Consider the following 12,812-nt stretch of genomic DNA (forward strand, 5'->3'; position numbering starts at 1 on the left):
CTTCGTTGATTGGGGCAATGGTACGAGCCACCGATGCAGCAGATGATCATCGATTATTTGCCGCCTCGCGACCTCATGATGAGGCCGCCGGCGAGAAATCGCGTGGTCCCGAATGCGCGCGTCGTTCGCGCCTCCGATTTGACCACTCCGTTCCGAAGGCTAAACGCGAGCGGAAACGTCGCGACCGAAAGAGACCCGAGCGCGGCCTGATCTTCGGTGAGGCGCCGTTCAACGAACTGACTTTCGACATCCGACAGGCTCGCCTTCAGCAGGCGACGATAGCGGTCGATGATGTTACGGTGAGCACGAATGCGGGCCAACTCTTTATCGAGCATCCTGAACGCTCCTGAGGTGTTCGCAATCTCTGCGAAGAGATATTCAGGCGAGCATGTCGTCGATCAACGCGCCGCCTGTCATCGCATTCGGTAGGCGGATAAGGACCATGCCAGTTCGTGATATCCTCCCTCCCCTAGCCCTAGCAATTCCATGGCGACGATCCGCACCGTTTTTGGCCCACCTTACACTGTCTTTCTTCCCGACTAGTTCCGCAAACAGAGCTGAACGCTGGTAAGGCGGAGGGAATGGGCGACTCACGCTCCCCTCGCCAGCCGCTTGTCGCTAACAAAGCTCGCCCGTCAGTACTCTCTCCGAATGAGCTGAACATCATTTGCCGATGTGCTATACGCTCTCGTTGAGAATAGCTTTGTTTGAAGGTTTCGATGTCTCTTTCGATTGAATTGATTGTCGACGGCTATGTGAAACTAAACAACCGTAGCGCGCTGGAGAATCTTCTGGCGCATCGGCGGAAGCTAGTGCAGCAGTTGAACTGCGTTACCGGCACTGATCCGAAGCAAACGATCGCTCAGGTCACTCAAGAAATCGCAGTCATCGAAAGGGCACTTGCGGCGCTCGCACGGGAGTAAACAGGAACGACGCACCGGCTCGGGTCAGTTGACGGCGTTCCGGCGCCGAACATTGACTTCGGCCGCTTTTTTCGGTTGAGGCTTATTGGCGCGATGCGTTCACCGGCATCGTAGCGCAAGGGCGTGCGCAAAGGCCAAGATGCGCAGCCTTTTGTGCGAGCTACTCTCTTGCTTCAGTGATCGGCCGCTCGCGGCGAGCAACGCGCCAACCGATATACATATGCAGATGCGCGAAGCCGGCTGCATGGCCTGTCGTGATGGATCGCGGTAAACAACTAGGGGGACAAGGATTGACTGACGGCGCCTCCTCGCAAAACAGATTCTTCGTTCGGAGGGCGGGAACGGTCGGGCGGTCTATGATCGAGAACGTAAGGCACCAGCGCTGATTGTGACAAGCTTGGCACTAATCTAACGATTGAAGAAGCCGAATCGACAAAGTTTGCACCGCTCCGCAGGAACAAGATTTCATTTTGAGCAGAGCATTCCAGATGCCGGATTGTGTGATCGGTCGACCCCGCGCGTGCGATGGGGTGCCACTAGGAACCGGAGCGCATTGATACGACACTTCGCCGGCCGCCATCGCGCATACGTCCCATTTGACGCGTAGTCGACGAACACTGCGTACTGCTTCTTAACCAGCATACCGACCACCGCCGCACGCTGATGAATGTCGCCAACGAAACGAACAATGAACTTCAAGGCGCGGAGCCTTTCGCATCCGCTGCGCGCAAAAGAATGCGCCATGACAATGCTCCATCGGATAATGCCGAAGGTGACGTGTGAGCGCTATCGATCTGTGAGGACGATAACTTTCCGCGAGCTAGCCGGATCGCTATGCCGCAGGGGACATCGCAATTCGCGAACCTGGATAACAGGCCAGGATCCTTCACCACTGTGCCTTTGAAATTCACCTCGATGACAAAGGCATGTAGTAGATCTACCGCCACATCGTTGGTGCTTTGGAAAGAGCTTCCTGACCAACCTGTTTAAGCAGATCGGGGCGCGTCTCACCTTTGGTGGCGGCCTCCAGGATTTTGGAGGCGACGTAGACGCGGACGCCAACGTCATACGGTGAAACGCTCTCGCAAATCTCATCCAGGATCGTGCGCAGAAGCGCGGTCGTGGCACCGTCCAGCATTGGAGATCTCCCTCACCCCATCAAAGAAGATAATGGGCATTTGTAGGACCGCAACTTAAATACAACAGATCGTACTAGCCTTCGCGCTGCCGGGCGGCTGATTTTCAGCGCGGTGCCCAGCACGTCGCCCCCTCTCTGCTTAACAGCCAAGCCTGCTAGAGCTCAGAGGCCAACTTGACGCTCTTGGGTCCCCGGAGATGAAGTCGCGCCGGCTTATTGCACGCCGGACTGGCTTCCGGCTGTAGCAGGCCAATGCTCGGACGGTGCTGCTCGTTACGAGTCTCATCTAGTTCAATTGCCGCCAGAGGATTTGCCGCTTATCGAGCCTGCTGCGTTCAAACGAATGCTTCGGCATACCCGCCCGGAGGGAGTTGGTAGAGATCGCTTGCCACTGCCCTGCTCCGGAAGACCGCACCTATCGGCTCCAGGCCCGAGCCCTTCCCATCCTGCGCTGGCTCGCGAATAATTTTTGCGGTGAAGGGTTCGTTTGCATCAAAAATCAGCGCCAACCCCGCGTCTGGCGAAGAAATCGGGCCGAGATCCGTTGCCCGCTCTCAGTCACCCGCAACTCACCCCGCTAGCGGCTCTTGAGGGAGGTTCGGCTTTGTGCAGCTTGACTAGGTCGACTGCGCGATCCTCGCGATTTCATGATCATGGGCGTCTGTTATCGATCCATCATCGCACGTATTGGCAGCAGCGACCTTCCTTTGGCAAAGCCGCTTGCAGGCGGATGATCTCGCTGCTACTTGGGTTTTGGACATTTAAGCTAGTGTAGCGGAGGGACCCTGCGCGGACACGCGAACGTCGCGTGAAACTTCATCAGGGGCGCTGCCGTAGTGCAGGATTTGCGCGCGACAGCGCGGCGCATTGCATTAATCGATATTGCCATTTTGTTATAGTCTCCGCCCAGAGTAATCACATTCAGCCGAGCGCGGCATGTTTAGTGGCCACGTTATCTGCGCGATTCTTGGATCGTCGACCATTGTGGTAACTGGGCATGAGTTGTGAGCGGGCTGGCGTCACCAAAGCCTGCGAGATGGGCGCGAGCTCTCTGCAGCGAGTGAGCTAGCAAACCAGGCCGCGCGGGCTGCCTGCTGAAACTGCTGCGATCTGACGCCGAGACGACTGGCTCAGGTAAAAGAAGCGACCGGCTCGTTGATTATCTGCCGTGCTTTTGTTGAATCACGCGTTTTTTTTTAAAACGGAAAGGGAGCTATATGAATCATCTCGGCAGTAGCCGTCGTCGCACAACATCTGTGATGACCGACGAACAGCAAGAGCTGGAGCGCTGCAAGCAGGAGATTGCGCGTCTCAGACAGCTGGTCGTACGACTTTCTGAAATTGTTTTGCGCCACGTCGTAACTAGCGCGCAAAGCAGCCGGAATGTGCCTGAGAATCTGAGCGAGCCGCCGAGGTCATAATACGAAATGCGAACTCGCACTTGGGGTGCTTTCGGCAGCGCGGTGCGGCCTCGCCTCGCCCCGCCAGTGGCAGAGTCAATTCCAACCTACATCATGAGCTCGATCGCGGGGCAGTTGTTGAGGACACAAAAGAGCTGCTCCGATCGCGTTCGAGAGTTCTTCCAGGATTATCAGGATTTGCAGGGCTGACCCATCGGGCTCGAGTGCTTCTAGGCGCATGACTTGCGCATCTGGCTACGATGGCGCCCAGGACAGGACTACATTGTCGATCAACCGAGTCGAGCCTACGTAGGCTGCGACAGAGAGCACCGCCGGATAGCGCAGAGGGCTCACGGCACGCTTGAGTGTCCCAGTGTCGACAAGCTCAAGGTACTCCAGTCCATCGACCTTTTCCAAATGCGTCCTTGCGAGCGCACTCAGGATTGCCGCGTCGCGCTCCCCTGAGGCAAACTCTTGCGCTGCGGTAGCGAGGGACTTCGTCTTTAGGGCCAATCTCCGCGCCTGTCCCTTAGGGGAACTCGTGGGGCTGCTGCTTTGGCGTCGGGGCACCGAGCAAAGCGAATGGATGGCAGGCCAGGAATGTCCAAAGGAGACAGGTTGCTGTGAGGGCAGCGAGAGTCGCGGTCGAATAGATGTCGTCGCGAAGCCGCTTAGATCGAGCCAGCCTGTTGACCCTGTAGGTTCTAAAGTCGATTATTTGTGCCGATGTTTCTGTCACTTGACCTCCACACCCTCTAGAGGGCCACTCGCATTTTCTGACCAGGGCCGTACCGGCCACAACTCAGTCAGTCCCTTCCTAGGCCGCCCGCCGCCATCGAAGCCATTTCTGATCAGCCTCCCGTCGCGCCTTAAAGCGGTTGACGCATTTCTTGGAGCAAAGGGCCGTTCTGCAGCAGTAATGCCTGATCAGCCCAAACTTTCCGCCGCACTCGCGCAGCACGCTCAACGATAAAGAGAGCTACGGAAGCCAATGTGCATTCTCGCCTCCTGTGAGACATTTACTTGGGAAGCCCCGCTGCCCTCTGACCACAGCACCGCGTGCACCATCGCTCGGTCCGTCCACCTGGTTCTTGCAGCCATCAAGTGACTAAGTGCGATTGCCTCGCGAAGCAGTACTTTCCGCAGAAAGCCTCCCCGAGAATTTTCTCAAGATAAGGGATTGCTTTAATCGTGATTAGCGCAATTCGCTCGACATTTCGGCCAAATGCTGCGCATTTCTCGACTAGCCGGCAGGATTACTGCGGCGGTTGGATCAGGAGCGCTTAAAGCAAGTGCTTAAAGCACGAGCCTGCGAAATCTTGGGTGCTTGCAGCCTCGTGGGACACTCAAACGGCAGCAATACGGACACTTTCGCCTTGCAAACTCCTGTCACTGCAGAAGGAGTCTCATGCAGTCACATCAGCAAGTCAGCAGCGTCACGGATGGCAGCATAGATTTCATCAAGGTCGGCGGCCGTAACGCAGTAAGGCGGCATCACGTAGATCGTGTTACCGAGTGGGCGTAACAGCAGATTACGCGCTTGGAAGAAAGCCAAAAGCCTCGGTCCGATGTCCGCCAGATACCCGGCATCGCTCGTGTTGAGTTCAAGCGCTGTGACTGTCCCTGTGCGTCGGACGTTTGCGAAACGTGAATCGGCGCGGAATGGCGCGAGTGCCTGTTCTTGCATCCTGGCCAAGGATGACAGCCGCCGGCGATATTCCTGATCCTGCCATAGGTCCAGATTTGCCTTGGCGGCGGCACAGGCCACTGGATTGGCCGTGTATGAGCTCGAATGAAAAAAAGTACGCGTGCGATCTTCCGAATAATGCGCATCGAAAATATCGGCACGACAGAGTGTGACGGCGAGCGGCAGCGCCCCGCCCGTGAGGCCTTTCGAATAGCAGGCGATATCGGGCGCGACATCGGCCTGCTCACACGCAAACAATGTACCCGTCCGGCCCCAGCCGGTCATGACCTCGTCCGCAATGAACAGGACGTCAAAGGCTTCGCAGACCCGCTTCATATCTCTTAGGACCGAGGGAGAATACATCAGCATTCCGCCTGCACCCAATATTAGCGGCTCCACGATAAAGGCTGCGGGACGTTCGTTTAGACAAGCGGTTTCAAGCGCATCAAGCGTTCTTTGCTCACGATCTCTTGTCGGAAATGGAATCGAGGTCACCTCGAACATCAGCGGCCCGTAGGCCGCGTTGAACACGCCTCGGCTACCTACCGACATCGCCCCGATCGTGTCGCCATGGTACGAGTGCTGCATCACCACAATTCGGGTTCGCTCTTTTCCGGTATTGTACCAGTAGCCAAGCGCCATTTTCAGCGCGACTTCGACGCTGGTTGACCCGCTATCGGAGAAGAACACATGTTCGAGCGCCGGGGACGTCACCTTCAATAGTTCCGTCGCAACTTGCTCAGCCGGTTCGTGAGTGTATCCAGCGAAGATGATCTGGTTGAGCTTGCCTGCCTGTTCTCGGATCGCGTTCACGATGCGTGGATGGCAATGGCCGTGGGTCACGACCCACCAGGCGGAGATTGCATCGATAAGGCGTCGGCCATCTTTGGTGTAGAGATAAGCCCCCTCTCCCCGCAGCACCTTCGTCATGTCCTGCTGTAGAGCATGCTGCGTGAACGGGTGCCAGATCGGCGACCTCTTGGCCATCTTCATAGGTTCAGGAAATCACTGCCAACAAAGGAGACTTTGAAAGCGGCCTGCAGCCCATCGTTCGTGAGGGGATCAAGCCACGGGAGCCGTCCCAACCAACGCACTCTCCCGATCTCGCAAACCGCGCTTTCAGTTTCTGCGTTTCTTTCGCCAATGAACGCAATTCCAAGGATTCGAATCTGACGCTTCCGCAGAGCCTCTATGGAGAGCAGAGAGTGGTTGATTGTGCCTAGTCCCGTCCTTGCGCAAAGCACGACGGGAAGCTGCCAGCGTTCGAAGATGTCGATGTAAAGAGTGCGCGCTGCCAACGGCACCATGAGCCCGCCGGCGCCCTCGATCACGAGTGGCCGCTCGCCCATGTCCGGCAGTCCAAGTGTCTCTGTGTCTATGCGAACGCCGTCAATCTCCGCGGCGTAATGGGGCGAGGCGGGCGTCCGAAGTCGATAGAGCTCCGGGACAATGCGATCGGACGAGAGGCCGCCGAGGCGGCAGACGCACTCGGAATCGGTCTCTTGTTCGAGTCCAGCCTGGACCGGTTTCCAGTAATTCGCGCCGAGCAGGCCAGCGAGTCCTGCGGAAAATACCGTTTTGCCGACCCCGGTGTCCGTACCGGTCACGACGATCCGATTATTGATCAAAACGACCCCCTCGTCACCTCAACAAGCGCATCGAGCATTGCGCACACGTCCGCTTCCCCAACATTGAGCGTCAACGAAATTCGCAAACGGGCGGTGCCTGCTGGGACGGTTGGCGGCCGAATTCCGCGGATGTCGAAGCCGCGCGCCTGCAGAGCAGAGGCAATTCGCATTGCATGAGCATTGTCACCGACGATATACGGCACGATCTGAGAGGTCGACGGCGTGTGCAAACCAAGGGAGGTGATCTGCCGATGCGCGAACGCAACGAGCTTGGCCAGCCGTTGCTGCCGCTCCGGCTCCTTCTGTAAGATGAGGAGTGCCTCTCGAACGGCAACGGCCATCAATGGTGATGGGGCAGTAGTAAAAATAAATGGACGGCAGCGGTTGACCATGAAATCGCGCAGGATGCCGGAGGCCGTAACAAGTGCACCCGCCGCACCGAGCGCTTTGCCGCAGGTATGAACGACGATGAGATTGTCGCGCCTGTCATAAGGAGCCGTGAGCCCTCGTCCCTGATGCCCGTAAGCACCTGTGGCATGAGCCGCATCGACGATCAGAAACGCGTCATGGCGATCGGCGATTGCCACCAGCTCTTCGAGTGGAGCGAAGTCGCCATCCATGCTGTAGAGACTTTCGGCCACAATCCAGATGCGGCCCGCTCCACCATTGGTTCGCCACTCGCGAATTGCGTCTTCGACTGACTGGGGATCATTGTGCGCGTGAACTCGGTACTCTGCGCGGCCGGCTCGCGCCCCTTCGTGAATACTGGCGTGCACGAGGGAATCGAGAACAAGCAGATCGCCGCGCTGCGGCAGCGTTGTCAGGAGGGCAAAATTTGCGATGTAGCCGCCTCCAAAGAAAAGCGCCGCCTCCGCGCCAAAGAACTGAGCCGCTTCCGTTTCGAGCCGTTCATGCTCCTCGCAATTGCCGCGCAGAAGCCGCGACCCGCCGGCGCCAACCGGAGTGCCCGCCTCGAGCGCGGCGACCATCGCCTCTTTGATGCGCGGGGCGCTCCCGAGCGCCAGATAGTCGTTGGATGCGAAATCGATCCCCACGCGCGGCCTGAGTCGCGCCGCCGTTTATCTTCGTTCAAGGCCTTCAGCGCTGCGACGTAGGGACTAAGTCTAGCTGTTTGGATTGACCGCATTCATCTCTCCCAAGATCGCATCAAGTCACGTAAAAGATCCGTTGGCCGCTGAAGAAGGAAGGATGGCCGTTGAGGCTCAACTTGCCAGGATGCGATTGTCTCGGTCCACACGCACAATGCGTGGCTTGAATATCTTTGCTTCGGCCGCGTCGAATGAGGCATATGCAACGATAATGATCTTGTCTCCGGGCATCGCCAGTCGGGCGGCCGCACCGTTCAGGCTTATCGTGCCAGACCTCGGCGGCGCCTCGATCACGTAGGTGGCAAAGCGCGTTCCAGTTTCGACATTGTAGATTTCGACGCGCTCGTTGATCACTATTCCTGCTGCCTCCAGGAGCGTACGATCTATCGAGATCGAGCCTTCATAGTGCAGATCAGCTTCAGTCACTGAGGCGCGATGGATTTTGCCCTTCATCAAAGTTATCTGCATTTCTCGCCTAGGCTGGATGTAGGGGCAACATATTGCGCGCACTGCTTCCCTCCGGCGAGCCCGGACGTGATGCCGAGCCGGGCCAGCAGATCCGCATCGCGATCAACTCTCGGGTTTTTGGTGGTCAAGAGCACGTCGCCTATGAAGATCGAATTTGCGCCAGCCAAGAAGCAAAGCGCCTGCAATTCATCCGTCATGTATTGCCGCCCGGCGGACAACCGAACCACACTCCGCGACATCATGATCCGCGCGGTCGCCACCAGCCGGACCAGCGCGATCGGGTCGGGAGGTTCCGCGGTGTCTTCCACCGGCACCCCCTCGGTCTTGTTCCATAGGTTGATCGGCACGCTTTCGGGATGGCGGGGGAGATTGGCGAGCAGCACGAGCATACCGAGGCGGTCCTCGACCTGCTCGCCCATGCCGATGATCCCGCCGCAGCAGATCTTGATGCCGGCATCGCGCACATGCGCCAGCGTATCGATGCGGTCCTGCAGGCTGCGGGTAGTGATGATCTTGCTGTAAAACTCGGGGGATGTGTCGACGTTGTGATTGTAGAAGTCAAGGCCGGCCTCGGCGAGACGTGCGGCCTGCTTCGGCATCAGCATGCCGAGCGTGACGCACGTTTCCATGCCGAGTCCCTTGACCGCATTGACCATGTCGCAGACGGAATCGAGATCGCGATCTTTTGGAGTGCGCCAGGCCGCGGCCATGCAGAAGCGCGTGGCGCCCGCATCCTTCGCGCGCCGCGCGGTCGCAACCACATCGGCGCAATGCATCAGACGGGTCGCTTTCAGGCGGGTTTCGTAATGCGCGCTTTGCGAGCAGTAACCGCAGTCTTCCGGACAGCCGCCGGTCTTGATGCTAAGCAGCAGTTTCGACGTGGTTTGGATCGAAGTGCTTGCGGTGAGCGCGCTGCGCCTGAAGCATCAGGTCGGCAAAAGGAAGGTCGTAGAGCGCCTTAGCCTCCTCGAGGTTCCAATGATTTTGAACCTGCGCCCCGTCGCCTGTTTCCTTCCGTTGGATCTGCGCAGCAGCATCCATAACCTACCCCGCTCAATTGTAGATAATCGCGTGAATTATCTATAGTCATCGCTCTCCAAGAGATGCTAATCGAGCTGCCTCGCAAATGCACCGGTTATTGCGGTAGATAATCTATGATCGCTGCTGACAACATGACGACCGTCGCGCGCATCGCGGACTCGATCGCTGAGCGCATTATCAGCGGCGTCCTAGAGCCAGGCGCGCCACTCCGCCAGGATCACGTTGCACGAGAATTCAATTCCAGCCACGTCCCGGTGCGCGAGGCCTTTCGGCAGCTGCAGGCTCAACATCTTGTTGTCGCTGTGCCGCGTCGCGGTGTTCGGGTTGCCCCGCTCGATACCCGGTCAGTGAAGGAGATCGCCGAAATGCGCGCCGCGCTGGAAGTGGTGGCATTGCGCCATTCGGGGCCTAGGCTCACAACAGCTCATTTGGCTCGGATCGAGCTCGCTTTGATCGAAGGGGACAATGCAAAGACGATCGAGGAGTTTGAGATGGCCAACCGCGCCTTTCACCAAGCCTTGGTCGCGCCGTGCGGAATGCCGCGTCTGCTCGCGAGCCTTGACGGACTGCAGCTTGCCAATTCTCGATTGGTGTTCGCGATGGCGCGATCGGTGGGCTGGCGACCGCGCTCAAATCAAGATCACCGCCTGATTCTGCAAGCCTTGCGAACGCGCAACATCGATCAAGCCTGTAACCTGCTCACGCGGCACATTCAAACCATTGAGCGGCTTGCCCTTCCGGCGTCCTGACCAATTCTGGCCACGATCCATTGGGGATCGCAGACGATCGCAAGCGACGAACATGCAGCAAGCGACTAGCCTCATTGCAAGGGGCTCTATTCCCAGATAGTTGTGCCACCCGCTAGCGACATCTCCACGGACAGCCATGATTCGTCACATTGTCTTCTTCAGCGCCAAGGACGAGACGCATATCGACCAGATTATTGAAGGTCTTTCGCTTCTCACCACGATACCACATGCGCGCCGGCTTGAGGTTGCCCGCAACCGAAAGACCGATCAGCTCGGCAACGATATCGACATCGTGGTCTATGGTGAATTCGACAGCGAGGCGGAGCTCGCAGCGTACAAAGCGCACGATCTCTACGAGGAGTCGATTAAACGGGTCCGACCGCTCCGCGAGCTGCGGTTCGCGGCCGACTACAATGTATGATAGGTGCCCCTTTCGCCTCGCCGGCAGCATGAGCAAGGTGCTGCCGCAGCACAAGTCCACCGCCGGATACACTTAGCAATCGGCCTCAATGTTCGACCCATCGCAGACGAGAGTCGTTCTTATCGGGTGGGGCAACAGATGGAACGGCACTTTCACGACGTCAGCCGCCGGTGATCGATAAGCCGATGTACGTTTGCGAATTGCAGTGGATTGAACCTGTCACAGCGATGCGAGGTCTCGCGCATCGGTCGCATCTCACGTTTCTCGATAGCGCAGCAAGGCACGACCTGCTTGGGCGCTACTCATATCTAACGTGCGACCCCTTCAGCACCTACAAGGTCGCGAACGGCCAAGGCAGTTGGAACGGACTAACTCTTCAGGGCGATCCATGGATGGTCCTTCGCACACTACTCGCGAAATACCCGCAAGAGCATCATCCCGATCTCCCGCCGTTCCAGGGTGGAGCGGCAGGCTACCTTGCCTACGACATGAACAGGACAGTGGAGCGATTGTCTGCGCCGGCAATTGCCGGAATGGGTTTGCCCCAATCCGTCCTGCATTTCTATGACGTGGTCATCAGCTTCGACCACCGGGATAACAAATGCTGGATCGTCTCGACCGGATGGCCTGAGCAGGATCGCGTGAGACGGAGCGAACGCGCGCGTCGTCGAGCCGACGAGTTTGCAGCATTGCTTGCTCATCCAACGGCGCCCCAGAACGGTTGTGACGGCAAAGCGGGCGCATGGCGCTCGAACTTCAGCCGCGAAGGCTACGTTGCGGCGGTACAACGCGTGATCGACTTCATCCTGGCTGGTGACGTGTTCCAAACGAATATTGCGCAGCGTTTCAGTGCCCGCCTGTCGACCTCGTTTGATCCGCTCGCCTTCTACTGTCAGCTGCGATCATTGAATCCAGCGCCTTTTGCGGCCCTGCTGCGATGGGGAAAGCTGACCATTGCATCGAGTTCGCCGGAACGATTCCTGAAGCTTGAGGGGCGACATGTCGAGACACGACCCATCAAGGGCACGATCGCGCGTTCGCCTGATTCGAAGGAAGACTACCGCCGTGCGGCTGCTCTCCTCGCTTCCGAAAAGGATCATGCCGAGAACACGATGATTGTCGACCTTTTGCGAAACGATCTGTCACGCGTTTGCACTGCACATTCGGTCGAGGTTCCGGCCCTGTGCAATCTCGAGTCCTACGCCTCGGTGCACCATCTCGTGTCGATCGTTACGGGGGAACTTGCCGGAAAGGAAGACGCCGTTAGCCTGCTCCGTGCTTGCTTTCCGGGCGGCTCGATTACGGGAGCGCCAAAGCCGCGGTCGATGGAAATTATTACAGAAATCGAGCGCATAGCGCGAGAGGTCTATTGCGGGGCGATTGGCTTCATCGGGTTCAACGGGCACATGGACACAAATATTGCGATCCGCACCGTCACGATTGAGGACGACCTGGCTGTGTTTCATGCCGGCGGCGGTATAACGGTGCTGTCCGATCCCGAGGCCGAATACGAGGAAACGCTCGCCAAGGCAGAACGACTCTTTGCTGCATTCGGTTCTGAACCAGCTGGTGCATTTTGATTGCCATCATCGATAATTACGATTCCTTCGTGTTCAACATTGCACGCTATTTCCGCAAGCTGAGTGAAGCAACGGAAGTAATCCGGAACGACGCTATCAGCATCAGCGAGCTCGTTGGTCTCAAGCCGCGCGCGGTGGTCATATCGCCCGGCCCCTGCACCCCAAGGGAGGCCGGAATATCGACAGCAGCGGTCCGCGAATTTTCAGGACGCGTACCAATTCTCGGCATCTGCCTTGGACATCAGTGTATCGCGAGCGTTTTCGGAGGGCGCGTGGCGCGTGCGCATCGGCCCATGCATGGTCGGCGCTCATACGTTGCGCATGACGGCCGAGGGTTATTCAAGGCGCTGCCCACCCCGCTTGACGTCGGCCGCTACCATTCTCTTATCGTCGAGCTTGATCATTCATGCGGGCAGAACCTGGCAGTGACAGCGCGCTCGGAGGAAGGCGAGATCATGGCCCTCGCGCACCGCGATCATCCCACCTATGGCGTCCAATTCCATCCCGAGTCGATCCTTACCTCACAGGGGCACGTCCTGCTTATGAACTTCTTGCGACTCGCAGAGGATTTCCGAAACCACGCGGAGGAATGAGAGCTGGGCCTGCCGGTCAAATGGTGGACCGTTGGTTTCCGCGTCCTTACGTCGTTGGAAGGCGCAGCGTCATAT

The 12,812-nt window shown here is 58.0% G+C and carries 10 protein-coding genes and 3 pseudogenes; 6 read left to right on the forward strand and 7 right to left on the reverse strand.

All coding sequences use genetic code 11. The features are described from left to right. Positions 1 to 17: 17 nt before the first annotated feature. Positions 18 to 350 (forward strand): hypothetical protein, encoded by a 333-nt coding sequence (locus P6U27_RS29755; protein WP_407121571.1) that lies wholly within the window; start codon positions 18 to 20, stop codon positions 348 to 350. Positions 351 to 719: 369 nt separating this feature from the next. Then, entirely contained in the window at positions 720 to 923 is a 204-nt protein-coding gene (locus P6U27_RS29760) for a hypothetical protein (protein ID WP_407121570.1), read from the forward strand. A gap of 937 nt (positions 924 to 1,860) precedes the next feature. On the opposite strand, the gene P6U27_RS29765 is transcribed toward P6U27_RS29760, so the two are convergent. The 7 genes and pseudogenes from P6U27_RS29765 to bioB form a co-directional block, all read right to left on the reverse strand. Then, positions 1,861 to 2,061, reverse strand: a complete 201-nt coding sequence (locus tag P6U27_RS29765) for a hypothetical protein (RefSeq protein ID WP_407121569.1) — start codon at positions 2,059 to 2,061, stop codon at positions 1,861 to 1,863. Between the two features lie 1,655 nt (positions 2,062 to 3,716). Next, positions 3,717 to 3,953, reverse strand: a pseudogene (locus P6U27_RS29770) (pantoate--beta-alanine ligase); the annotation flags it as partial. 922 nt (positions 3,954 to 4,875) lie between these two features. Next, the gene (locus P6U27_RS29775) at positions 4,876 to 6,141 is read right to left on the reverse strand and encodes an adenosylmethionine--8-amino-7-oxononanoate transaminase (protein ID WP_407192996.1); all 1,266 of its coding nucleotides are present in this window, start codon (positions 6,139 to 6,141) and stop codon (positions 4,876 to 4,878) included. After that, entirely contained in the window at positions 6,138 to 6,773 is a 636-nt protein-coding gene (gene bioD / locus P6U27_RS29780; protein ID WP_407123186.1) for a dethiobiotin synthase, read from the reverse strand. The genes P6U27_RS29775 and bioD overlap by 4 nt, the downstream gene beginning before the upstream one ends. After that, positions 6,773 to 7,923: pseudogene (locus tag P6U27_RS29785) on the reverse strand (8-amino-7-oxononanoate synthase). Before P6U27_RS29785 ends, bioD begins: the two are co-directional and overlap by 1 nt. Positions 7,924 to 7,999: 76 nt before the next feature. Then, positions 8,000 to 8,353, reverse strand: a complete 354-nt coding sequence (gene panD / locus P6U27_RS29790) for an aspartate 1-decarboxylase (protein ID WP_122405139.1) — start codon at positions 8,351 to 8,353, stop codon at positions 8,000 to 8,002. Next, positions 8,344 to 9,394: pseudogene (bioB, locus tag P6U27_RS29795) on the reverse strand (biotin synthase BioB). Before bioB ends, panD begins: the two are co-directional and overlap by 10 nt. 113 nt (positions 9,395 to 9,507) lie before the next feature. On the opposite strand from bioB, the gene P6U27_RS29800 reads away from it, so the two are divergent. The 4 genes from P6U27_RS29800 (at position 9,508) to P6U27_RS29815 (ending at position 12,737) form a co-directional block, all read left to right on the forward strand. Next, a complete protein-coding gene (locus tag P6U27_RS29800; RefSeq protein ID WP_407192997.1) occupies positions 9,508 to 10,143 on the forward strand; it encodes a GntR family transcriptional regulator in 636 nt (211 codons plus the stop codon). A 136-nt stretch (positions 10,144 to 10,279) separates the two neighbouring features. Next, positions 10,280 to 10,564, forward strand: a complete 285-nt coding sequence (locus P6U27_RS29805; RefSeq protein ID WP_209294483.1) for a Dabb family protein — start codon at positions 10,280 to 10,282, stop codon at positions 10,562 to 10,564. Between the two features lie 170 nt (positions 10,565 to 10,734). Continuing rightward, positions 10,735 to 12,144, forward strand: coding sequence for an aminodeoxychorismate synthase component I (gene pabB, locus P6U27_RS29810; RefSeq protein WP_407121566.1), 1,410 nt, complete (start codon positions 10,735 to 10,737; stop codon positions 12,142 to 12,144). After that, complete coding sequence (locus P6U27_RS29815) at positions 12,141 to 12,737, forward strand: anthranilate synthase component II (RefSeq protein ID WP_407121565.1); 597 nt, start codon at positions 12,141 to 12,143, stop codon at positions 12,735 to 12,737. Before pabB ends, P6U27_RS29815 begins: the two co-directional genes overlap by 4 nt. Positions 12,738 to 12,812: the final 75 nt, after the last annotated feature.

It is taken from the genome of Bradyrhizobium sp. STM 3566 (assembly GCF_045571445.1).
GTDB classification, from domain to species: domain Bacteria; phylum Pseudomonadota; class Alphaproteobacteria; order Rhizobiales; family Xanthobacteraceae; genus Bradyrhizobium; species Bradyrhizobium vignae.

Coding starts and splice junctions, on each gene's coding strand:
- P6U27_RS29755 (WP_407121571.1), top strand. CDS start 18: ATGGTACGAGCCACCGATGCAGCAGATGATCATCGATTATTTGCCGCC.
- P6U27_RS29760 (WP_407121570.1), top strand. CDS start 720: ATGTCTCTTTCGATTGAATTGATTGTCGACGGCTATGTGAAACTAAAC.
- P6U27_RS29765 (WP_407121569.1), bottom strand. CDS start 2,061: ATGCTGGACGGTGCCACGACCGCGCTTCTGCGCACGATCCTGGATGAG.
- P6U27_RS29775 (WP_407192996.1), bottom strand. CDS start 6,141: ATGAAGATGGCCAAGAGGTCGCCGATCTGGCACCCGTTCACGCAGCAT.
- panD (WP_122405139.1), bottom strand. CDS start 8,353: ATGCAGATAACTTTGATGAAGGGCAAAATCCATCGCGCCTCAGTGACT.
- P6U27_RS29800 (WP_407192997.1), top strand. CDS start 9,508: ATGATCGCTGCTGACAACATGACGACCGTCGCGCGCATCGCGGACTCG.
- P6U27_RS29805 (WP_209294483.1), top strand. CDS start 10,280: ATGATTCGTCACATTGTCTTCTTCAGCGCCAAGGACGAGACGCATATC.